The sequence below is a fragment of the Acinetobacter sp. YH16032 genome, from assembly GCF_013417345.1.
Lineage (GTDB): Bacteria > Pseudomonadota > Gammaproteobacteria > Pseudomonadales > Moraxellaceae > Acinetobacter.
Map to the genome: position 1 here is coordinate 66,423 of NZ_VPEE01000004.1, position 21,548 is coordinate 87,970.

Annotated in this window: 21 protein-coding genes and 8 tRNA genes; 19 read left to right on the forward strand and 10 right to left on the reverse strand. The window is 38.3% G+C overall.

All coding sequences use genetic code 11. From position 1 onward, the window contains the following. Positions 1–71: 71 nt before the first annotated feature. The 3 genes from dapE to FTV32_RS04665 form a co-directional block, all read right to left on the reverse strand. Positions 72–1,205: a succinyl-diaminopimelate desuccinylase gene (dapE, locus tag FTV32_RS04655; protein ID WP_180028069.1), complete on the reverse strand. Its 1,134-nt coding sequence runs from the start codon at positions 1,203–1,205 to the stop codon at positions 72–74. A gap of 138 nt (positions 1,206–1,343) precedes the next feature. Next, positions 1,344–1,496 carry an entericidin A/B family lipoprotein gene (locus tag FTV32_RS04660; RefSeq protein WP_092766976.1) on the reverse strand — a complete coding sequence of 51 codons (153 nt, stop codon included), beginning with the start codon at positions 1,494–1,496 and terminating at the stop codon, positions 1,344–1,346. 126 nt (positions 1,497–1,622) lie between these two features. Further along, positions 1,623–2,483 (reverse strand): DUF1853 family protein, encoded by an 861-nt coding sequence (locus tag FTV32_RS04665; protein WP_180028145.1) that lies wholly within the window; start codon positions 2,481–2,483, stop codon positions 1,623–1,625. A gap of 84 nt (positions 2,484–2,567) precedes the next feature. On the opposite strand from FTV32_RS04665, the gene FTV32_RS04670 reads away from it, so the two are divergent. The 11 genes from FTV32_RS04670 to FTV32_RS04720 all read left to right on the forward strand — a co-directional run bounded on the left by FTV32_RS04670 (position 2,568) and on the right by FTV32_RS04720 (position 5,143). Beyond that, a complete protein-coding gene (locus tag FTV32_RS04670) occupies positions 2,568–2,936 on the forward strand; it encodes a YbaN family protein (RefSeq protein ID WP_035269059.1) in 369 nt (122 codons plus the stop codon). A gap of 36 nt (positions 2,937–2,972) precedes the next feature. Next, complete coding sequence (gene elsL, locus FTV32_RS04675; RefSeq protein ID WP_180028070.1) at positions 2,973–3,500, forward strand: cell wall-recycling L,D-carboxypeptidase ElsL; 528 nt, start codon at positions 2,973–2,975, stop codon at positions 3,498–3,500. 212 nt (positions 3,501–3,712) lie between these two features. After that, positions 3,713–3,788: transfer RNA gene (locus FTV32_RS04680), tRNA-Val, on the forward strand. A 22-nt stretch (positions 3,789–3,810) separates the two neighbouring features. Then, positions 3,811–3,887: transfer RNA gene (locus tag FTV32_RS04685), tRNA-Asp, on the forward strand. Between the two features lie 49 nt (positions 3,888–3,936). Further along, positions 3,937–4,013: transfer RNA gene (locus FTV32_RS04690), tRNA-Asp, on the forward strand. A 22-nt stretch (positions 4,014–4,035) separates the two neighbouring features. Further along, a tRNA-Val gene (locus FTV32_RS04695) sits at positions 4,036–4,111 on the forward strand. 13 nt (positions 4,112–4,124) lie between these two features. After that, positions 4,125–4,201, forward strand: a tRNA-Asp gene (locus FTV32_RS04700). 23 nt (positions 4,202–4,224) lie between these two features. Beyond that, positions 4,225–4,300 (forward strand) — tRNA-Val (locus FTV32_RS04705). A 51-nt stretch (positions 4,301–4,351) separates the two neighbouring features. Beyond that, positions 4,352–4,428, forward strand: a tRNA-Asp gene (locus FTV32_RS04710). Between the two features lie 92 nt (positions 4,429–4,520). Beyond that, a tRNA-Val gene (locus tag FTV32_RS04715) sits at positions 4,521–4,596 on the forward strand. A 76-nt stretch (positions 4,597–4,672) separates the two neighbouring features. After that, on the forward strand, positions 4,673–5,143 hold the full coding sequence (locus FTV32_RS04720) for a DUF2750 domain-containing protein (protein WP_035268330.1): 471 nt from the start codon (positions 4,673–4,675) through the stop codon (positions 5,141–5,143). 5 nt (positions 5,144–5,148) lie between these two features. Here FTV32_RS04720 and FTV32_RS04725 read toward each other — a convergent pair whose 3' ends face one another. The 5 genes from FTV32_RS04725 to FTV32_RS04745 form a co-directional block, all read right to left on the reverse strand. Beyond that, complete coding sequence (locus tag FTV32_RS04725) at positions 5,149–5,859, reverse strand: YdcF family protein (RefSeq protein WP_373683298.1); 711 nt, start codon at positions 5,857–5,859, stop codon at positions 5,149–5,151. A 172-nt stretch (positions 5,860–6,031) separates the two neighbouring features. Next, positions 6,032–8,602 (reverse strand): PepSY domain-containing protein, encoded by a 2,571-nt coding sequence (locus tag FTV32_RS04730; RefSeq protein ID WP_180028072.1) that lies wholly within the window; start codon positions 8,600–8,602, stop codon positions 6,032–6,034. Between the two features lie 155 nt (positions 8,603–8,757). Next, positions 8,758–9,318, reverse strand: coding sequence for a YcxB family protein (locus tag FTV32_RS04735; protein ID WP_035268336.1), 561 nt, complete (start codon positions 9,316–9,318; stop codon positions 8,758–8,760). Positions 9,319–9,419: 101 nt separating this feature from the next. After that, the gene (gene yccS / locus FTV32_RS04740) at positions 9,420–11,594 is read right to left on the reverse strand and encodes a YccS family putative transporter (RefSeq protein ID WP_180028073.1); all 2,175 of its coding nucleotides are present in this window, start codon (positions 11,592–11,594) and stop codon (positions 9,420–9,422) included. 146 nt (positions 11,595–11,740) lie between these two features. Further along, the gene (locus FTV32_RS04745; protein ID WP_180028074.1) at positions 11,741–12,448 is read right to left on the reverse strand and encodes a nitroreductase; all 708 of its coding nucleotides are present in this window, start codon (positions 12,446–12,448) and stop codon (positions 11,741–11,743) included. A 376-nt stretch (positions 12,449–12,824) separates the two neighbouring features. Here FTV32_RS04745 and FTV32_RS04750 point away from each other — a divergent pair, with 376 nt between their 5' ends. From FTV32_RS04750 to FTV32_RS04770, 5 genes are all read left to right on the forward strand, one after another. Then, positions 12,825–14,087, forward strand: coding sequence for a DcaP family trimeric outer membrane transporter (locus tag FTV32_RS04750; protein ID WP_180028075.1), 1,263 nt, complete (start codon positions 12,825–12,827; stop codon positions 14,085–14,087). A 510-nt stretch (positions 14,088–14,597) separates the two neighbouring features. Next, entirely contained in the window at positions 14,598–15,845 is a 1,248-nt protein-coding gene (gltS, locus tag FTV32_RS04755; protein ID WP_180028146.1) for a sodium/glutamate symporter, read from the forward strand. 131 nt (positions 15,846–15,976) lie between these two features. Next, positions 15,977–16,972, forward strand: coding sequence for a patatin-like phospholipase family protein (locus FTV32_RS04760; RefSeq protein ID WP_180028076.1), 996 nt, complete (start codon positions 15,977–15,979; stop codon positions 16,970–16,972). Positions 16,973–17,125: 153 nt separating this feature from the next. Further along, entirely contained in the window at positions 17,126–17,305 is a 180-nt protein-coding gene (locus FTV32_RS04765) for a hypothetical protein (protein ID WP_035268348.1), read from the forward strand. Between the two features lie 170 nt (positions 17,306–17,475). Beyond that, a complete protein-coding gene (locus FTV32_RS04770; protein WP_179998589.1) occupies positions 17,476–17,991 on the forward strand; it encodes an acyl-CoA thioesterase in 516 nt (171 codons plus the stop codon). 31 nt (positions 17,992–18,022) lie between these two features. On the opposite strand, the gene FTV32_RS04775 is transcribed toward FTV32_RS04770, so the two are convergent. After that, positions 18,023–18,247: a hypothetical protein gene (locus FTV32_RS04775; protein WP_180028077.1), complete on the reverse strand. Its 225-nt coding sequence runs from the start codon at positions 18,245–18,247 to the stop codon at positions 18,023–18,025. Positions 18,248–18,601: 354 nt separating this feature from the next. Then, positions 18,602–18,832, reverse strand: coding sequence for a hypothetical protein (locus FTV32_RS04780; protein ID WP_035268355.1), 231 nt, complete (start codon positions 18,830–18,832; stop codon positions 18,602–18,604). Between the two features lie 581 nt (positions 18,833–19,413). Here FTV32_RS04780 and FTV32_RS04785 point away from each other — a divergent pair. The 3 genes from FTV32_RS04785 (at position 19,414) to FTV32_RS04795 (ending at position 21,425) form a co-directional block, all read left to right on the forward strand. Then, on the forward strand, positions 19,414–20,415 hold the full coding sequence (locus FTV32_RS04785; RefSeq protein ID WP_180028078.1) for a GTP-binding protein: 1,002 nt from the start codon (positions 19,414–19,416) through the stop codon (positions 20,413–20,415). 102 nt (positions 20,416–20,517) lie between these two features. Then, entirely contained in the window at positions 20,518–21,048 is a 531-nt protein-coding gene (locus FTV32_RS04790) for a YaeQ family protein (protein ID WP_035268360.1), read from the forward strand. Positions 21,049–21,086: 38 nt separating this feature from the next. Further along, positions 21,087–21,425 carry an FKBP-type peptidyl-prolyl cis-trans isomerase gene (locus FTV32_RS04795; RefSeq protein ID WP_180028079.1) on the forward strand — a complete coding sequence of 113 codons (339 nt, stop codon included), beginning with the start codon at positions 21,087–21,089 and terminating at the stop codon, positions 21,423–21,425. Positions 21,426–21,548 lie beyond the last annotated feature (123 nt).

The following is a 21,548-nucleotide window of genomic DNA, read 5'->3' on the forward strand; positions in this document are numbered from 1 at the left end:
GTATTTTAAGCGAATTAAAAAAGGATGCATTCGCATCCTTTTTTATATTTCATTGCTCTTAAATTTTAATGTTATACCAATAGCTCAATTAAGATTTTTTCATAAATTTCAGCCAAAGGTTCCAAATGTGCGATTTCAACATGCTCATTAATCTGGTGGATCGTGGCATTAAGTACTCCCAGTTCGAGTACCTGAGCTCCAGTTGGTGCGATAAATCGACCATCTGATGTACCACCACTGGTTGATAATTCTGTTATCGTGCCAGTCACATCCAAAATCGCTTTTTTGGCAGCATTGACGAGCTCTCCAACAGGGGTAAGGAATGGTAAACCTGATAGTGTCCACTCGATATCATACTCAACGCCGTGGCGATCTAAAATTTCATGTGTACGTGCTTTTAATTCATCAGCAGTAACTTCTGTAGAATAACGGAAGTTAAATAATAAGTCCATCGTGCCAGGCACAACATTGGTTGCACCCGTTCCAGCAGAAATATTCGAGATTTGGAAAGACGTTGCAGGGAAATACTCATTGCCTTGATCCCATTCTGTCTCACACAATTCAGCAATTGCTTTTGAGGCTGTATGAATTGGGTTAATTGCCAAATGTGGATAGGCCACATGTCCTTGCTTACCTTTCACTGTTAAATTGGCATTGAGAGACCCACGACGGCCATTTTTAACAATGTCACCTAAAGTATTCGTACTTGACGGTTCACCAACTAAACACCATGTCATTTTTTCTTGGCGTGCTTCTAAAGTTTCTACAACTTTCACTGTTCCATTGATAGATGGACCTTCTTCATCTGAAGTGATCAAAAAAGCAATCGAACCTTTGTGGTCTGGATGCTTAGCAACGAAACGTTCAGAGGCAATTACCATGGCTGCCAACGCCGTTTTCATATCTGCACTGCCACGCCCGTATAACTTTCCATCTCTAATTTCTGGGGCGAATGGATCGGAGTTCCACGCTTCTAGATTGCCTGTAGGAACAACATCAGTATGACCCGCAAAACAAAACACAGGTGATTCAGTCCCGCGACGAGCCCATAAGTTATCTACATCTTCAAAACGCATATTTTCAATGTTAAAACCAATCTTTGATAATCGATCAGCCATAATATTTTGACAGTTATGATCGACTGGAGTCACTGAAGGTTGGCGAAGTAATTGTAAGCTTAAATCGAGTGTTGCAGATTGGGTCATGGAAAGAAATCGAATTGGTCAAAGTCGAACTATCATAAAGTATGTTGAATTTGATGCAAAATATTAATCATTCAAGGGAATCAAATTTAAATAAAAAAAGCCCTATTAAAAAATAGGGCTTTTAGCTTCAACTTCGAATTAGTTGTTACGAATTTCGTTTGAAGTTTTTTCAGCAGTATTTGTTACAGTTTCCCCAGCTTTTGAAACGTCTTGTCCAAAACCTTTGAATGTATTACAACCAGTTAATACAAATGCAACTACGAATGAAGCGGCTAATACTTTTTTCATCATTATCTCCAATGATTGTAAATTATTTTGATGCTTAATCAGAATAAAAATTAATCATTTAGAAGAATATGAGAGTTTTATTATCAGAATGTTATTAATTGTATTCGATACATTTTTTTATTACACGAACTACACGTAAGGAAGCTTTAATGCTGGTTGACGGTACATATAAAACTGATTTGTCTGTACATTGTGATAAAGCCCATTGCTCCACCAATGTGCTTCATTTGAAGTCTGACTCGCATTCGGACAAATCCATTCCTGTCTTTCCAGTCGATAAAAAGATGATCGAAATTGATGTCCCCATGTGCCCATACGACGATGTGGGCTGACCCAGTTGGGTAAGGTTTGAAGTTCGGTATGATACGGAAAGTAGAGTTGACCTTTCATCACCGCAATTTTTCGATCAATTTCATAAGTATTGGCTTGAGTAAACTGAAATTGTTTTTGCGTAAAATGATTGAGCTTTCTAAATAGGGTGTCACTTCGATTTAATCCGTACCAATGTTGAAGTTGAAAGTCTTGTTCTGCTAAATAAAATTTCAGTGCAACTTCCCATTGTTCAATTTCTTGGGTGTGATGATTTAATATCACAAAGTCAATTTCACCCAAAGTATGGCGGCCGTCAATGATTTGAACACTGTGATCTAACAGCGAAAAATCAGCTTGATCGCGTTGATCATCTTGTAGCCAGAACCACATTAAATATTCAAAGCGCAAACCTAGACGCGTACTTTTAAGTTGCTGAATAAAATCAATCAGTTCTTGTGGGTTTTGATCTAGATCATGAAGTCTGGAGATATATTTTTCGTACTGAGTTTGCCAAAATAGTTCATGGTGCATTTCAAAAGGATGAACGATCGTTAATTCTTTAGGCGCAAAACGAATAATATTAGGACTTGCGATGACAAAAGCCAGTTGACGTACAATTGCATGATGAAAGTTCTGCCATGGCTCATAAAAATCAGATTGCACCGTTACTCCAACCAGAATTCAAAACTGAAAATAAATTTACAATCAGACACTACCACAAAAGCATATATACTAGTGAGATTCAACTGAATGAGTTGCGGTATGAAAATCGTGTTTTGGCGGAGCTTGGTCATTATTTTTGTGACTCTAGGTTTTATTGGTGCGCTGTTGCCAGGATTGCCAACCACAGTCTTTTTAATTCTTGCCGCATGGGCTGCTTCAAAAGGTTGGCCACAGGTTGATGATTGGCTACTCAATCATCCTAAATATGGACCAACACTGCGAAATTGGCGTGAGCATGGCACGGTTCCACGCAAAGCAAAATGGCTCGCCTCGATGATGATGTTGATCAGCGGTATTCTTATGCTTTATACCAATGCTCCTGATTTAGTAAAAATTTTTACGAATCTCACTATGCTAATTGTCGCGATTTGGTTGTGGTTAAGACCTGAATCAAAAAATATTGTTTAAATAAATGATTAAAAATAATTTAACGCTGAGTTTTGTATGAACCCAAATCTTGAAAGTTATACCCTAAGTCAGGCGGATATCCTGATTGATATGGCGAAACAAGTTCTATATGTCCCACGTATGAAAAAAAGCTATTTGGTGTCTACTGGATTGAACGGTATAGGTGAACAGGAAAATTCAGGTAAAACCCCAAGAGGATGGCATCGCATTGAACAAAAAATTGGCGATGACCACCCAATCAATGCTGTTTTTAAAGCACGTATTTGGACTGGGGAGATCTATGATGTGGAACTTGGCAAGCAATTTCCAGAACGTGACTGGATTCTAACGCGAATTCTTTGGTTAGCAGGTTTAGAACCTGGTTTTAATCAAGGGGAGGGTTGTGATACCTATAATCGATATATCTATATTCATGGTACGCCAGAGTCAGAACCTTTAGGTCTTCCTAAATCACATGGATGTATTCGAATGCACAGTGCAGATGTCATTGAGCTATTTGATACATTTGACGAAGGCGCTTTAGTCTATATTTCAGAACAAGAGATCGAATTGGATCAAATTTAAATCAGAATCGTAAAATGTGTTGTGATCAAAACTTTGAATAAAAATAAAAACATATCTCTAATCAGGCAAATAATAGACAAAAAAGCGATTTTTTAAGAGAAATGATCTATTTTTTAATCATTCAAACTGAAAAACTGAGAAACCTGTAGAAAAGCGTTTGACAGTATCTGAGGATTCTCTATAATGCACCACACAAACGATGAAGTTGTAAAGGGCGCTTAGCTCAGTTGGTAGAGCGTCTGCCTTACAAGCAGAATGTCGGCGGTTCGATCCCGTCAGCGCCCACCAAGCCTTTACGTTAAGTTTTAGTGCAGCGGTAGTTCAGTTGGTTAGAATATCGGCCTGTCACGCCGAGGGTCGCGGGTTCGAGTCCCGTCCGCTGCGCCACTTTAAGCTTAATAGATTGTTTGTACTTTAATAGAGATATTACATAAGTGCAGCGGTAGTTCAGTTGGTTAGAATATCGGCCTGTCACGCCGAGGGTCGCGGGTTCGAGTCCCGTCCGCTGCGCCATTTTATGTAATGACCTTATTAAGGGCGCTTAGCTCAGTTGGTAGAGCGTCTGCCTTACAAGCAGAATGTCGGCGGTTCGATCCCGTCAGCGCCCACCAGATTTTTTGTGATGCAGCGGTAGTTCAGTTGGTTAGAATATCGGCCTGTCACGCCGAGGGTCGCGGGTTCGAGTCCCGTCCGCTGCGCCATCCTAAAAATCAAAGCCTAATAAGGGCGCTTAGCTCAGTTGGTAGAGCGTCTGCCTTACAAGCAGAATGTCGGCGGTTCGATCCCGTCAGCGCCCACCATATTCAAGCTGAAAAGCTTATATGACCCTAATTGCGTAAGCAGTTGCCGTTGCAGCGGTAGTTCAGTTGGTTAGAATATCGGCCTGTCACGCCGAGGGTCGCGGGTTCGAGTCCCGTCCGCTGCGCCATTTTCTAGATCCCTTGTCTAGATATAATGGTTTAAATCAGCAAGATTTCTTTCTTGCATCTTAAAAATAGCGGTGCTATTTTTATTCCTCAAGGGCGCTTAGCTCAGTTGGTAGAGCGTCTGCCTTACAAGCAGAATGTCGGCGGTTCGATCCCGTCAGCGCCCACCATATTCTTTCTATAAAAAGTCTTTTAAGTTTCTATAATTTATATAAAATATGATGAATTCATGTTTATAATAGAATTATGAGAAATCCATACCAGCGTAAGCCTTCAAGTACCTCTATTGCCTCTACAGTTGTCTCTCCAAAAGAACAATACCAACAATTTATGGAAACAATTGTAGCTCAGGCTAAAGTTTATAGTTTATATAATGATGGTTGGGCATTGTGCTCCACTCCATCTGGTCAGCGCACGCTTGCTGTTTGGCAAAGTAAAGGAATGGCACAATTATTGGTTCGTGATAAGTGGGAAAAATATCATGTGGAGGAAATCCAACTGATACCATTTATTGAACAAGTTGTTCCTTATATTCGACAACATAATACTCACTTGTCACTGAACTTGATGCCAGAAGGTCAAAATGTTTTGGTATCGGGGCGACAATTTCTAATTGACCTAAAAGCTTATCTATACCAGTTATCGATCGATCAACCTGAAAAATTAAATAGAGAAGGGGTTCCTTCTCCTCGAAAAATCCGAATACATGATAAATAAAAAATTTAGTATTCTTTTAAGATCCAGCCACTAATATAAGCAAAATATTCTCTAAGCCATGCGTTATATCGTGTGGTTAAAGGAGTTTCAGCACTGACTGATGTGATTTGGGTATAACCTTGAAATCGGGCAATGGCTGCAGCACGTGGGGTATGAAAATCACTGGTGACAACCACAATATGACTATCTTGGTTTAAGCCTATTCTGTTTAGCAGCGGAACACTGTTTTTTAGATTGAGTTCGGTGCTGGTGCTTTGACTTTCTTCAAATATACGCTGTGGGTGAATACGATACTTGTCGATCAAATATGCTTTCATCACTGCAGCTTCAGTAATTTTCTGATCAAAACCTAAACCGCCAGTTACAATAATAGAACTACTGGAATATTGAGCGGCGATCGTTGCACCTTGGTCTAATCGAGCCTGAAGCGTTGGGGAGGGTTGGTTATTGATTAAACCACTACCCAAAATAATAATCGCATCAGGTGGTGTATTCATGATGGGGGAATGATTTGATTTAGCTAAAAAATTAAAAAAAATAGCCAAGCTGATTAACCAGATGGAAAAAATTGTCCATCCCATTTTCCAAAACAAGTTAAAGTTAGAATGATTCAAACGGTAGAGTTGGATTTTCTTATTAAAAAACAGACATACAATAATCATTATGCCAATAAATGCTGGAAGTACAGTACCCAAATGAATTTTATTTTGACTCATTAAAATGATTCCATCGATTAATAGTATCAATGCTATTAACCAAGCGAAAAATTTTAAAATCCTTATATACATTCGATGTCATCACTAGTGGGAAATGAGAAAAAGTATATCGCATAAAAAAACCGAGCAGATTAAATAAAAATCGTGCTCGGTTTTGATCATAATAACCTTGTTAGTAAACGTCTCTACGGTAGCGACCAGCTTGTCTTAATTCATCTACAGTAGTTTCACCTAAGATTTCAATTAAAGCTAGATCAACATCGCTTGCCATACCATTGATACTGCCGCACACATAGATGACAGCACCTTGATGAATCCATTTAACGACTTCATCCGCATTTTGACGCAGAATATGGTGTACATAGACTTTTTCTGGTTGGTCTCGAGAGAACGCAAGATCAATACGCTTTAACATCGCTGTATTTTGCCAAGCTTCGATTGTTTCTTTATAAAAGAAATCATGTTCGCGTTGGCGTTCACCGAAGATGAGCCAGTTGTCAGTGTAGTCCAAACGTACGCGAGCTGAAATTAAGCTCATTAGCCCTGCGATTCCTGTCCCGTTACCGATACAGATAATCGGTCGATTATCATCAATTAAATGGAATGATTCATTGGTTCGAATACGAAGTTGTACCTGAGCACCAACCGCAACATGATGTGTTAACCAGCCTGAGCCTAAGCCGAGTTGCTGCTGTTCATCACGTTGTTGACGTACCACCAAGCGCATCATGCCTTGAGTTGGAATACTTGCGATCGAATATTCACGAGTAGGTAAATTTTCAAGCTGCTCAACGAGTTCCTCAGCTGTAGCAAATGGCTGAATCTCGCTATTTAAATTTTTATTCCACAGGCTTTCAACTAAGGTTTGACCTGTAGTTGCGAGAACTAAAGCCTCATCTAAGTTGTGCTGTTGTAAAAATGCTTGAATACGTTCAATGCTATTGCCGGGTTGAATTTCCGCAATATCTCCAGCTTGCCAGATCGCGTCGTGATCAGACTCAAGCTCTAAATTATAAGCTGGTTGACCCAAACTGTTTGGATTAAGCAGTGTACGTTTTTGAAGTTTCCATTGATCAAAGACTTTATCAATAGATAGTGTTGCTAATTCCAATTGAGCAGCTTGTGCGAGTGCATCTGTCCAATTTTGAATATCTTGGTTATTGGCATTGTCCACTTCAATCACATTAAAGAGGGGAGTTGCACCAGATGCATTGAACCAGTCATAAATACGATGACCAAAACTACAATAAGTGTCAGGATATTCACGTGAACCAAGTGCCATAACTGCGAATTGAGCATGACTTAGATTCAGTGGATGAGACATCAATTTCTTTTCAAAGCTTGCAGCTAAGTCTGGAGCTTCACCTGTACCGTAAGTACTCGCGACCACTAGAATTTGAGATGCTGTTTGTAGCTCATTAGTGGTCAGGCTTTGCACTGATTTAACAGTGACGGGTTGGCGTGCTGCTTGCAGAATTGAAGCTGTACGCCAAGCCAATTGCTCGGATACACCAGTTTGACTTGCATAAGCGATGAGCCAAGGTTTGACATTTGGATCAACATCAACCACTGCTAAATTTTGCTTCGCTTCACGGGTCAATTGTTTTTGCTTGCGGCGTTTGAGGTAGAGCATCCAACCCGTCACAAAGAATAACGGCATAGCGAGTGCAGCTAACATCGCGAAGAACTGGTAAATAGGACCAAAGAAGCTGCCACGGTGTACAGGTAACATGCTGCTCATGATTTTTTCATTGAGCTTTTTGTCTTCGTACAATTCAACATCTTTCAATTGATTCGTATTTAAGTCGACAGTCGCTTTGTTACGAGCACGTTCATGTTGCGGAACAGGATCAACGAAACTCAGTTCTAATTCACCGTTTGCACGTTTAGGAATGGTGAAGGTTACGGAAGAAAATTGATTTTTAAACTGTTGATTAAAAGTAGACCAAGATTGGTTGAGCGCAAAGTGAATCTGTTCTGTTTGGAGTGATTTACGCTCTTCACGTCCTTCACGTTGAGCATTTGGTCCAGCATTTGAACCAGGACCTCCCGCTTGCATTTGGGGTTGCGGGCGCTCAACACCAAGCACTTTAAACATGCCGTTGCGCCACCAGTCATATGACCAATATAAACCTGTGCAAGCCAACATGAGATAGAAAATGGCCACCCATGTTCCAACGACTGCGTGTAAATCCCAAATAAAGTTTCGACCTTTTAATTTGGGTTTAACTGAAAACCATTGTTTGAAACTGTGTTTTTTCGGCCAACGTAGATATAAGCCACTGAGGACAAAGAAAATAAGAATCAGTGTACATGCACCGGTAATTTGTTTTCCAACTGGTCCGACTGTCAAGTTACGATGTAGTTGTTGTACGAATGCGAAGAATTTTCGACCTTTAATTTCAGGTAGTAATTCAGCACTGTAGGGATTGATCATCATGGTCAAACCACGACGTTCGCCTTCTTTCGCAACATTGATACTCGATGAGTCAGTAGGTTGAGCAGCAATTGTAATGCTATTGATTTTAAGATCAGGATGCTCCTGCTGGAAATGTTGATAAATTTCAGCTGGTGTTAATTTTGGGCGTTGTTCAGCAACAACTGTATAACTTTCCTGATTGATCAGCTTGATAATTTGCTGCTCATAAGAATATATCGCCCCAGTGACACCCATAAGTGCCAAAATAAGGCCTGCTGTTATTCCGAAAAACCAGTGTAACTGGAAAAATATTTTCTTGAACATAAGGGTCTGAGTGAATTGGAATTTTTGAATGGTGCGATTATAACCTAACTCAAAAAAAGTGGAATGTATTTGAAGATAATATTTATTCTCATTCTCATATAAAAAATTGTGATAAAAAAACCTCCAAAGTTGGAGGTTTTAATATAAAGCCGTATTTACAGTGATTTTGGCTCACCAACGCTTTCTTTTAGATGTTTACGGATGGTCTCGAAAGAGAAATTTTTGCTGTTCATTCGTTTTGGCAAGATATAAGCGCCTTGCTGACCTTTAACTTTAAAGTTCACCAAAATGAAATCTGGCGTGTTATACCACTCATAGATATCTTTCCAACCAATTGAACCTACACCTTCTTGTAGTCCCATTTTTTGACGCATCACGATACCATGAGGCTGAACACCTAATTTAATTCCAGTAATTTCTTGTACTGGAAACTCATTCATTTTACGTTTAGCGTACCATTCTAGTCCAAACTTTCGCACTAAAAAGTATGTCAGCACACAGACTAAAGCCACCCAGCAAAATACAGTAGAGTAATTTTTAATAAAAATTAGACCCAAAATTGCAAGCGCAGTAATTGCACCCATAATAGCCCAAGCTTTAGTTCCAATTTTATTTGTGCTGCGCCAGATTGCGAGTTGCGCATGGCGTTGTTCAGCTTCAGTAACCTCGTAAGGAACGGGTTGTAAAGTGTAGGCGTATAAGTTTTTTGCAGTCATAGTTTCGTTAACAAAATGTGTATATCTGAGCAGAGTTTAGCATTAAATTAATACAATCAGGGAGTATATTGTACTAATTTACTGCCTTGAAAATTCAACATTTACAGTGATGCCAATGCGCTTGATTGAGTATCATGTTCATGACTTAAACTTTGTTTTAAGGTACTCAATCGTCTTAATACACCAAGCATTAAAGAAAGTTGCTGTAAAACAATCAATGATTTATGTGAATCCTGATCATCTTTATTCAAACGTTCACGAATCGCGGACTCCAAATTTGTCAGATTTAGCTCAGGGAATTCATCTCGCAAAAAAGCACCTTGGATATCATTTAACGCTTGTTGAAGTAGTTCTAATGTTGACTGATCTTGAATTTTTTCACGATGTGCACCTAGCGCAGCAATATAGCTGATAAATGTATGATTGAGACAGAGGAACTCAAATGCTAAAGCTTTTTGTGTTGGATCAAAATCAGGTTCTGTTGCTAATGTTGATATGAGCGATGCAACATCAGCATCACGATTATGTGCAGTGCGGCGGACTACACGGTAGTTCAAACTGTTATTACGTCCATGATGGTACTGTTGGACGACTTCAGTAAGATACTGGCATTGAGCTTCAAGTGAACGTCTGATTGAATGGGGGAGTCGTCTGAATTTCCAGTCAGGAAAAATAAAGCTCACCCCAAACCATGCCAATGCACAGCCAATTAAAGTATCTAACATTCGAGGAAATGCCGCTTGGAAACCTAAACCGTCCAAATTGAAATTAATTAAGGCTAAGATCGTAATAAAGGCAGTGGCTTGAGCATATTGCTTACTGCGTAATTCAAAAAATAGGACGCCACTCACAATTAATAATAAGAGTTGACCTTCGACAGAAGGAACGAAATACAGAATTGCAAAACCAAGAATAATGCCACCGAGTGTTCCCATGATCCTGAGTCTGAGTCGACGTTTTGTGGCGTTGAAGTTTGGTTGACTAACAAATAGGGCTGTTAACAGTACCCAATAACCGTATTCGATATTGGTGACTTGAACAAAAACATATCCGATGAAAAGTACGATGGAAACACGAATCGCATGTCGAAAGAGAACGGATTCAGGTGTTAAATTTTGTTTGATACGAGAAACAATATCTTCCCAACCTTTTAGATCGTCATCTTTAAGTTGGTTTTCTAAATGTTTAGTGCGATCAAATTTAATATGCCGTTCAGTTTCAAGGTTTCGTAATTGAGCATCGATGGCTTTTAAGTTCTGGAGTAAGGCAAAAAGAGCATTGACCCAGATAAGATCATGTTTTTGTTCATCACGGATTTTTTCTAATGACTTTCTGAGATTACTAAATGCATGTTCAAAACGTGGATTATGCTGGTAAGTTGTGCGATTTAAGATGCTTTCGCTTAAATCTTTACAGGCTTTTGCTTGCAGTGTCAAAATGCGTTGGAAGCGAAATAAAATATCACTGTGTTCAAAGGCTTTGGTTAATTGTTGATAATCAATATGTGCCGAGTCAGCTCGCTCGTGAATGTCCTGTGCAATAAAATAATATTGTAAGCTGCGACGGGTATCACTTTGACCACGATCTCCTTTTAATCGGGTAAGGAGTGTGGTTTTCATATCATTGAAGATACCTACTAATTTCCCATTTTCCAGCGACAAGCTGATCATACTTTTTTGGTAGCTATTCGCTGTCATATCCACATCAAAGAGATTGGATTTAGCAAAAAGGAAATCACCGAGTGAAGAATAGCTTTTCGAGAGTTGATCTTGAACTTGTCGAGCTGGAAAAAGCAAGAAACTAAGCGTAGACAAGATCCCATACCAAATGGCACCAATCACCAAAAGACTGGGTTGCATGTACCATTCGTCAAAAATATCAACACCTAGCATGGCATATACAGAAATTACTAAGCAACCATATGAGATGGTGGCATAACGTCTGCCTAATGAGCCTAGTAAAATGAGACCAATACAAGAGATGATCAGGCCTGAAGCAAAAAGCACAGGATATGGGAATAACAGTTGAACAGAAGCTGCCGCAATAAAGAACCCAATATAGGTATAAATCAGATTCATGATACGTACTGAGAAGCGATCATCGATGTCGCTCAGCCCAGCAGCAACAACCCCTAATGTTAATGGGATCGTCATTAATTGCTGATCTAACAGATAGGGAATAAACGCGGTACCTGCGAAAGCCACAATCATCCGCAGGTTATACATGAATGAAGTATTATAGGTTGCTTTTTTAAGCTGAATCAGCCATTTGTTCAAACCAGAACCCTTTATAAATATAGGATAGGGATAGATGAATATTAGTTGAATATTCATCTAATTTAAATTGGGATTATATGCTTGAAATTGACTGTTTGTCTTTATTAAACCACTCAAACTGGATGAGTGTTTTAATCCTTAAAAAATCAGTCTTCCAAGAAAACAGCAAAATCTTCAACTGGAACTCGAGGTGTTCTAAACGTATTTACAAGCGCATCGGTGTCGGCATAGCCTAAAGCCATCCCACAAACGAGCTCTTCGTTGGCAGGAGCTTCAAGAACATCAGTAACGATTTTATGAAAATGATTCCATGCCGCTTGAGGGCATGTGTCTAAACCACGTGCTTTTGCTGCTAGCATAACATTTTGAATCATCATGGAAATATCCATTTTAGAGCCAATGCCCATGGCTTTATCCACGGTAAAGAAAATGCCAACAGGTGCATCAAACAATTGATAGTTTCTAAGATGTTGTGCAGCCATCTTATCCTTTTCACCTTTTTGAATGCCCAGCAATCCATAAAGTCCCCAACCATTTTCACGACGACGATCGATATACGGGGAAATCCATGTTTCTGGATAATAAGCAAAAGTCTCGGTGTATTGTTGAGCAAGTTCAGGGTTTTGATAAAGTTCCATTTGTGCTTGACAAACTTGATCAATTAAACGTTGACGACGTCCGCCTGTCACCACATAGACTTTCCAAGGTTGAGTATTTGTGCCAGAAGGTGCTCTTGATGCGACTTCTAAGATTTCTTGGATAAGTTTTGTGTCTACGGGGTGATCTAAAAAGGCACGTATGGATTGGCGTCCAGTGATCACTTCATCAACGGCTTGAGTATGTTTTGTGGACATTGCAACTCCTATTTGAATAATTTTGGATGATCCATGATGTCTCTACGACTAAGGTATAATTTTGGATATGCTTTTAAATAAAGATTTTATAAATTATACAGATATAAACTTTTTTCAATTCATCATCAGAAATTGTGATTGAGAAAATTGGTTTTGACAATAAAAAACATTTAATTATGAAACATAAGTTGCTAGATTAAGTTACAACGAATACACATTATGTTACGTATTTATTTTAATCAATTCATCAAATTTTTAAAAAAGCAGTTTAGTGCATCGTTGATTATTTTAAATTAATCAAACGTTGTGATTGGGATTCAGCAGGTTGACCAAGCATATATGCACGGATGCAAGATGAAATAATTGGAGATTTTTAATGAGTCAATCAAAAAATCAAACATTTTTAAAGAAAAGCTTAGCAATCGCAGTTGCAACTTTTGCAGTTTCTACCGCACAAGCAGCGACTGAAAAAGATGAAATTCAAAAATTACGCCAAGAAGTTGAAGCGTTAAAAGCTTTAATTCAACAGCAACAACAAGTACAACAACAGCAACAAGTACAATTGGCTGAAGTTAAAGCTCAACCAGTAGCAGCAGCCCCTACAAACTTGAAAACTAAAGCGGGTGCTGAAGTGAATCTGTATGGTTTTGTACGTGGGGATGCGAACTATATCATTGAAGGTGCTGACAATGACTTTAACAGCGTTGGTAACGTTGGGCGTGGCGGTGATAAAGATCCAAAATCTGTTGAAGATAAATTACGTGCAACGGCTAAAACAACACGTCTTGGTTTAGATTTCAAATCTAAAGTAGAAGGAGCTGATGTTGGCGGTAAGGTAGAAGTGGACTTTGCTGGAACAGATGAAAGTTTACGTATTCGCCATGCATATTTAACACTGAATAATTGGTTATTCGGTCAAACTACTTCAAACTTCTTGTCAAATCATGCACCAGAAATGATCGATTTTGGTACCAACATTGGTGGCGGAACAAACCGTTTACCGCAAGTACGTTGGTCTCATAAATTAGCGCCTACGACTCAATTATTCGTAGCTGCTGAAGAAGGTAATTCATCAGGTGATACAATTAAGTATCGTTTACCAACTTTAACTGCAAAAGTCACGCAAGCTTATGCAGAGGGTAAAGGTAATGCTTCAGCTCGCGCATTAATTGAAAATTATAAGTCTGATAAAGCTGGTGATGATAAGACTGGTTTTGGTGTAGCGATCGGTACAAATTACCAAATTAGCGAACCACTCAAAGTATCTGCTGACGTGTCTTATGTAAAAGGGAACAGCAACTATTTATATGGCTCAAATAGTGCTTATGTTGTCGATGCAAATAACAATATTGAACAAAATGAGTTTATTGCAACGCAACTTGGTGCTACATATAAGTTCTCACCTCAGTTACGCTCAACACTGGCTTATGGCGCACACTATGCTGATGACAGCACGGGATATGCTAAAACTAACCCAAGTGCAAATGAAACTGTTCAACAAGCCTGGATTAACTTCATTTACACACCTGTGAAACCTGTTGATCTAGGTGTTGAATATATTAATGGTAAGCGTGAGACTTTCGCAGGTCAGAGCTATAATGATGACCGTGTAGGTCTAATGGCGAAATACAGCTTCTAAGCATGATTTATAAAAAACCGAGCATAGTCTCGGTTTTTTTATTCACTTGTCATTCATCAGTTCAGACTAAAGAATGTCTGAATTTTGCTGATTGAATAAACAAAAGTAATGCGAATTATAAAAAAAAGTGCATAATGTTCGGCTTAAACAGTGAGCAGTCCTGATCATCAGGAATTTCTTAATCATTTTAAGTTCACTAAAACATATTTAAGTGTTTGTTTGAGCCATAAATCAATTGTATCAAGCAGAACGCATGTCTAAGAATAGAGTGCGTTTTGTGCTACTGATTTATTTTGAAAAGTGTATGTTTTTTATTAACAAGATTGAATCCAATGAAATCGAGGAATTAATATATTGTTACTCAATTAAAAATTTTATCTATTCTTTTAGATAATCAATATTGAATAAGGATATGTTTATTTTTGGATGTGAGATTCGATATAAATCTTATTGATTAAAAAACAAGCATAATATGAATTAACAGTCATCTGTATTTGCTGAGAATTAATGATGGAATTTACTTTTAACGCTTTTTACACGTTAATTGCTGCAGTAATAGTTTTATTGCTTGGCCGTTTTCTTGTCAACAAAATCGACTTCTTAAAAAAATATAATATCCCAGAACCTGTAGCCGGTGGTTTGGTTGCTGCCATAGTTTCTTTAATTGTTCATAATCTGTGGGGATACAGCATCACCACGAGTAGTGAATTGCAAACCAGCTTTATGCTGGTGTTCTTTGCTTCTATCGGTTTAAGTGCAAACTTCGCCAAACTCAAAGAAGGTGGTATGGGTCTGGTGATCTTCCTGATCTGTGTCGCATCATTTATTATCGTACAAAACTTTGTCGGTATGAGCCTTGCAACGTTGCTTGGTATTGATCCACTTATTGGTTTAATTGCAGGTTCTATTACCTTAACGGGTGGTCATGGTACTGCTGGTGCATGGGGTGAGATTTTAGAAGTCGAGCATGGTATTCAAGGTGCTTTAGCACTGGGTATGGCAAGTGCGACATTTGGTTTGATTATTGGTGGTTTGATTGGTGGTCCATTAGCGAAATTATTGATTAATAAGCACCAGCTTTCATCACCAGTGACTAATTCGGTTGAAAAAGACACACGTGATGCGAATGCAATTGCAAATCCGAATGATCAAGGCGAGTTTGTGCCTTTTGAAAACCGTAATCAAGTTCGTTTAATCACTGCGGACAATGCGATTACCACATTAGGTTTATTTGCTGCGTGTTTGGCATTTGCTGAATTTATGACAGGTTATAGTAAAGGCACTTGGTTTGAGCTTCCAACTTTCGTTTGGGCATTAGGTGGTGGTGTTATCCTGCGTAACATCCTCGAAGGTCTCATGAAAGTGGAAATCTTCGATCGTGCAATTGATGTATTTGGTAATGCCTCTTTATCGTTATACCTAGCAATGGCACTTCTTTCACTTAAGTTGTGGCAATTGGCTGATCTTGCAGGCCCATTGGTTGTGATCTTAACAGCTCAAACCTTAACTATGGCATTGTACGCAGCATTTGTCACTTTCCGTGTGATGGGTAAAAACTACGATGCAGCAGTTCTTGCAGCAGGTCACTGTGGTTTCGGTATGGGAGCAACACCAACAGCAGTTGCAAACATGCAGGCGATTACAAATATGTATGGTCCTTCACATAAAGCATTCTTAATTGTACCTTTATGTGGCGCCTTCTTTGTTGATTTAATCAACGCAACAGTGATTCAGATGATTCTAAAATTCTTTGCTTAATCTGAAGATTTTTTAAGAAAGTGTCATTTACAAAAAGCCCCTCATCTGGGGCTTTTTGTCATAAAAAATTCATACAGACGACCTGTCAATGATATGCTTTCATTCAGTTTAGATTTTTAATTTCTGATGCAATGAAGAAGTTTGTACTCCTGATTTCCCTCTTATCTTTGATTGGCTTACAAGGCTGTCAACAGGTTGTAACCAAAGCTCAGCTTTCAAAATCAGTGTCTACTCCTTTGGTGGATGCTTCATCTCATATCATTAAAAATAAGCATAAGAAAACTGATGCTCCGAGTATTGCATTGGTGCTCGGGAGTGGGGGAGCGCGAGGTTATGCACACATTGGTGTCATTGAAGTTTTAGAGCAACGTGGAATCAAGCCTGATTTTATTGTTGGTACCAGCGCAGGGAGTATAGTCGGGTCAATATATGCCAGTGGAAAATCAGCAAAATCGTTGCGTGAAGTTGCATTAAATATGCAAGTCAATGATGTACGTGATTTTAACATTGGTATTCAAGGCTTTTTTGATGGCGCTAAGGTTGAGAACTATGTCAATAAACAAGTGGACTTTATGCCCTTAGAACAGCTTCCTATTCCAATGTATGTGGTGGCAACAGAGTTAAAAAATGGAAATTTAACAGTATTTAACTATGGTAATACTGGGCAAGCAGTGAGAGCTTCTATCTCTATTCCAAGCATGTTTATTCCAGCTAAAATTGCTGATAAGGATTATGTTGATGGCGGTTTAGTAAGCCCTGTGCCAGTCAATGTGGCGAGAGAATTAGGGGCAGATATTGTCATTGCTGTTGATATTTTGGCCCAGCCAGAGCACACGGAGACCTCGAATGTGTGGGGGATGTTTAATCAAAATATAAATATTATGCAAAATAAGATCGCGTATAACGAGCTAAAAAATGCAGATATTGTGATACAGCCAGATCTAAGAGAAAAAGCACATATCTTTGATGTTAAGGGTCGTGAAAATACGATTCAAGCAGGTATAACTGCAGCATTGAATAAGGTTAGTTTATTAGATCAGGTACGTCATCGGACGATAGGACAATATGATGCTCATCAATATCCTGCCCATGATGATAGTAAAAGAGCTGTTTGTTTAAATTGCTAAATTAAATCAGATCTTAATTATCTCATAAAATATATAAAAAAAATAAGTAAAATCATTGTTATAAATTGAATTATTGGTATATTGGGGTGATAAAAATGAGGGTTAGTACTTTATCTAACCCTTAAAAAGATGAAATATAAATTAAGGTGTAGTGTGTCAGTTTTTCAAGTTGGTCAAATTGTTTATTTAGCGTCAAATTCAGATATTACATTCGAAATAATACGAATTAACTATGATGAAACCTATGAAATCCAAGTCAAGAATCAAGCATCGTTAAAGTTAAAATACGATAATATTTCTGCTGAGATGCTTCGTTTAGTCAAAGATGAATAAATTTTAAGCAAATTTATCATAGCTTCTGAGAGCGAACGATTTCCTCTGATACTTTTAAGCTATCAAGCCTTGAAATTATTGGAGTTTGTTTCTGATTTAAACATTTTATAATCAAGAAAAAAGTTATAATAGTGTATTAAATCTCCTGTCATGATTGAGTTCTAATATTTATGTCCGAATTTAACCAAGCGTTACCGCTTGCAGATGATCAGTCTGAATTAACGATGTCTGTATTAATGACGCCGGATATGGCGAATTTCTCAGGTAATGTACATGGTGGAACAATTTTAAAGCTGCTTGACCAAGTTGCTTATGCGTGTGCAAGTCGATATTCAGGTTCTTATGTGGTAACTTTATCTGTTGATAAAGTGAACTTTAAAGAACCAATCCACGTGGGTGAGTTGGTGACTTTTTTAGCCAGTGTGAATCATGTGGGGCGTACCTCAATGGAAATTGGGATCCGCGTTGAAGCACAAAATATTCAAAAACGTACGGTACGACATACCAATAGTTGTTATTTCACAATGGTCGCTGTGGATGAAAATGGGAAACCAAAACAAATTCCACCGCTAAACCTAGATAATGACTGGAAACGCTGTCGTTTTGAAGCTGCTGAGCATCGTAAAATTGCTCGTTTGAATGAAAATCATCATCCTTCTTGCAGCATATATAAGAAATCGGTTTAAGAAAAAAGACTTCACATGGTGAAGTCTTTTTTTATGGATTTTGTAGCTTGGCGAGGGTATGTCCATCGACAATCATGTACCAGTTGCCTTGTGCATCCTTGTAGGGTTGACGAGTGACAATAAATTTCGTGTTGATAGGACCTAAACCTGTTTCAAATCCAGTATCTGAAAACTGTTTAATTGGAGCTGAAACGGCGGTTTTTTTACTGAGCTGATTGTTACTATATTCTATACGACCATTAGCAGTAATATTCAATTGAACACGACTGTCCGCGCTAATCCAATGTCCTACTTAATCCAGTTTATCCTCTGGTAAAGGTTTGGAACATGCAACCAGCCATAGGCTGAGTATCGCGATCCCAAGAAATTTCTTCATTTTCATGTCACGTGCTTAGAATTAAATTGGCTTTTTGGTTAAAATATGTGATTTATTTGTCATTTATATCGTTTTATAATAATTGTGTATATGTGTTTATCGTAATTTATAGAGAATTATTCAAAAAAAACAGGCATAAAAAAAGTAGAGCTGTAGCAAAGCTCTACTTTTTAATCAGATCAAGCCATCGGGGGAAGACTTGGTCTAAAATTTAGTCAATTTATTTTTGATTAATTACTGAGCAGGTTGAGCTACAGGAGCTTCAGTACCTTCTTCAGCTGCAACCTCTGTACCCGGTTGAGCAGCTGTTGGTTGACCAGCAGCAGTAGTTTCAGCATTTACTGGTTGTTCTTGAGAAGAAATCAACACTTCCTGTTTTTTTTCATCTTTTGCTTCTGTTGCAGCAAATGTTGAGAAAGCTGTGAAGGCAAGTGTAGTTGCTAATAAAGTTTTAACTAAATTCATGAGTGGCATCCTTATTCAATAAAATAAATTAGAATTTAATGTCATAAGCTTTCCGAGGAGAGAAGCGAATATGAAATTAAATCTAGATCATCGCGTAAAATGTTAAAAGCTGAATCGCATCTAATACGGTTAGCGAGTCAACGAAATTCATCCTAAGTCCAGAAGCTCAATTGGGCAATCAATGCAACAAAGTGAAACATGATAGTTAACGAACGACTAACAAACCAAGGTGCAATGTAGTTTTTTTGTCTCAATGAGAGTCAATATGCCTCATAAAGTTGTCAAAAAATATGTCTTGGTGAAGAAAAAAACAGCAATTTTTTTACGTAGTTTTACATTTGAAAAGGTTCGATTAGAAAATCAAAATTGAAGTTTTGAATTAAATTCAGAGTAATGATCTGTGAAATAGATTTACATATTTTCAATTTTGATTCAACAGTTCACTTATCCTATTCAATTCCAATCATTTAGTCTTTTGAATTCATGCATTCATATAAATTATGAGGAAAATTATCCTAGACTTGTTTTTTAGATAAATTCCGACAAGAATCCGTACACCTCTTCAAATTCAGAGATCCATTTTGAAAGTACTTGCAACTCAGTCAGTGCCTACACATATCATTACAGGTTTTTTAGGTGCAGGGAAAACCACGCTTTTACAACAACTTCTCAAATTTAAACCTAAAAATGAGCGATGGGCTGTATTGATGAATGAGTTTGGTCAAATTGGCGTTGATCAACAGTTATTGCCAAATAATGATGGCTATGAAATCAAAGAGCTATTGGGTGGATGTCTGTGTTGTACAAGTCAATTGCCAATGCAAATTGCATTGTCTCGGTTATTACAAGAATCTCAACCAGATCGGCTATTTATAGAGCCGACAGGGTTGGGTCATCCTGCACAGTTGGTTGAACAACTGACTGAACCACATTGGCAACATTTAGTTGCGATGCGTTCTGTAGTAACAGTGATTGATGGATCTCGTTTACATGACTCTGATTGGATGAGGCAGAGTTTATATCAAGATCAGTTAAAAGCGGCTCAAGTTGTGGTTGTGTCTCATGCTTCGGACATGAATGACATGGATCGAAAACAATTGGCTGGTTTAAAACAACAATATTTAGCTTATATTCCACATTGGCTTGAAGCTGATCAAGGCAATATTCGCTTAGAACAAATTGATTATCCTTATGTGGGAATTCAGCGTTCAATGCAACCCTTATTCAAGGTTCAGCGACAGTTCAAAGCTGAGGAGGAAATGCCAGCTGTAAAGCAACTTCCATATCATTACGTCGAACAGGCTCAAGGGTATATTGTGGCAGGATGGAAGCTTCCAAAACGTTGGCAGTTTGATTTTTATGAATTATTAGACATCCTTTGTGAGCTAAAACACTGGGTACGTATTAAAGGCATCTTCAATACCAACCAAGGTTGGATGACATTCAATTTTAATCCTGATCAATTCAATTACAAATCAGGCGAAGAGAATACTGATAATAGGATTGAAGTGATAACCCAGCAGAATCAAGATTGGGAGCATTTAGAGCAATCAATTCTTAAGGCGCGAATCGATGATCAATAAAATCGTTAGATCATTCAACTCAGAATACAGACGGATTGAAAAGCATTTTCTCAATGTACGCTGAATCGGGTATGCTTAGCACCAAATTTGAGGATACCCCTTATGGCGTTAAAAGCGACGATTTATAAAGCAGATTTAAACATAGCCAATATGGATGTTCATCAATATGGCGACTATCAGTTAACGATGGCTCTACATCCGTCGGAAACGATTGAACGTTTGATGGTTCGAGTATTGGCATATGCTCGTTTTGCAGATGAGCATTTAGAATTTACTAAAGATTTATTTGAAACTGATGAGCCAGCACTTTGGCAGAAAGATTTAACAGGTCAGTTAGAAAAATGGATTGAAGTGGGTAGTCCAGACGAAGATAAAGTAAAAAAAGCGAGTGCGCGTTGTAAGGAAGTTGCGGTGGTCACTTATGGATCATCAGTGGATGAATGGTATAAGCGCAACAGTAAATTGAAAACATTGAAAAATGTGCAAATCTGGCAACTCAGTGAAAAAACAACGGCACAAATCCAAGCATTGTGCGAACGTACAATGCAACTGCAATTGAATGTGATGGATGGCGAGTGGACATTGATTTCAGATCAAGGTCAAGCTGAGATTGAGTGGACTCAATTACAGTAAGCCACTAAGATTTTAACGATTAAATTTGGAGTAAGCACATGACGGCTGAATTAGAAATTATTGACTTGGTGGTAGGTGAAGGTAAAGAGGCTGTAAAAGGTGCTTTAATTACCACGCATTATACTGGTTGGTTGGAAGATGGTACGAAGTTTGATTCATCATTAGACCGTGGTAATTACTTTGAGACTGTGATTGGTACAGGTCGTGTCATTAAAGGCTGGGATCAAGGTATTATTGGAATGAAAATTGGGGGTAAGCGTAAACTGATTGTGCCTGCACATTTGGCTTATGGTGAGCGTAAAATGGGGAATATTATCCCAGCCAATTCTAATCTAATCTTTGAAATTGAGTTGTACGATGTAAAAACTCGCGATTAATTAAAGTCGATGAAAAGCCCTGCATTGCGGGGCTTTTTTATGTTACAACAATGCTGAGCATGCAATAGATATAACAAAAAATTTCTAAAAAACGCACCGACTCAGCAGAATTAGGATTACTAT

Coding starts and splice junctions, on each gene's coding strand:
- dapE (WP_180028069.1), bottom strand. CDS start 1,205: ATGACCCAATCTGCAACACTCGATTTAAGCTTACAATTACTTCGCCAA.
- FTV32_RS04660 (WP_092766976.1), bottom strand. CDS start 1,496: ATGATGAAAAAAGTATTAGCCGCTTCATTCGTAGTTGCATTTGTATTA.
- FTV32_RS04670 (WP_035269059.1), top strand. CDS start 2,568: ATGAAAATCGTGTTTTGGCGGAGCTTGGTCATTATTTTTGTGACTCTA.
- elsL (WP_180028070.1), top strand. CDS start 2,973: ATGAACCCAAATCTTGAAAGTTATACCCTAAGTCAGGCGGATATCCTG.
- FTV32_RS04720 (WP_035268330.1), top strand. CDS start 4,673: ATGAGAAATCCATACCAGCGTAAGCCTTCAAGTACCTCTATTGCCTCT.
- FTV32_RS04725 (WP_373683298.1), bottom strand. CDS start 5,859: ATGAGTCAAAATAAAATTCATTTGGGTACTGTACTTCCAGCATTTATT.
- FTV32_RS04730 (WP_180028072.1), bottom strand. CDS start 8,602: ATGTTCAAGAAAATATTTTTCCAGTTACACTGGTTTTTCGGAATAACA.
- FTV32_RS04735 (WP_035268336.1), bottom strand. CDS start 9,318: ATGACTGCAAAAAACTTATACGCCTACACTTTACAACCCGTTCCTTAC.
- FTV32_RS04745 (WP_180028074.1), bottom strand. CDS start 12,448: ATGTCCACAAAACATACTCAAGCCGTTGATGAAGTGATCACTGGACGC.
- FTV32_RS04750 (WP_180028075.1), top strand. CDS start 12,825: ATGAGTCAATCAAAAAATCAAACATTTTTAAAGAAAAGCTTAGCAATC.
- gltS (WP_180028146.1), top strand. CDS start 14,598: ATGGAATTTACTTTTAACGCTTTTTACACGTTAATTGCTGCAGTAATA.
- FTV32_RS04760 (WP_180028076.1), top strand. CDS start 15,977: ATGAAGAAGTTTGTACTCCTGATTTCCCTCTTATCTTTGATTGGCTTA.
- FTV32_RS04770 (WP_179998589.1), top strand. CDS start 17,476: ATGTCCGAATTTAACCAAGCGTTACCGCTTGCAGATGATCAGTCTGAA.
- FTV32_RS04780 (WP_035268355.1), bottom strand. CDS start 18,832: ATGAATTTAGTTAAAACTTTATTAGCAACTACACTTGCCTTCACAGCT.
- FTV32_RS04790 (WP_035268360.1), top strand. CDS start 20,518: ATGGCGTTAAAAGCGACGATTTATAAAGCAGATTTAAACATAGCCAAT.
- FTV32_RS04795 (WP_180028079.1), top strand. CDS start 21,087: ATGACGGCTGAATTAGAAATTATTGACTTGGTGGTAGGTGAAGGTAAA.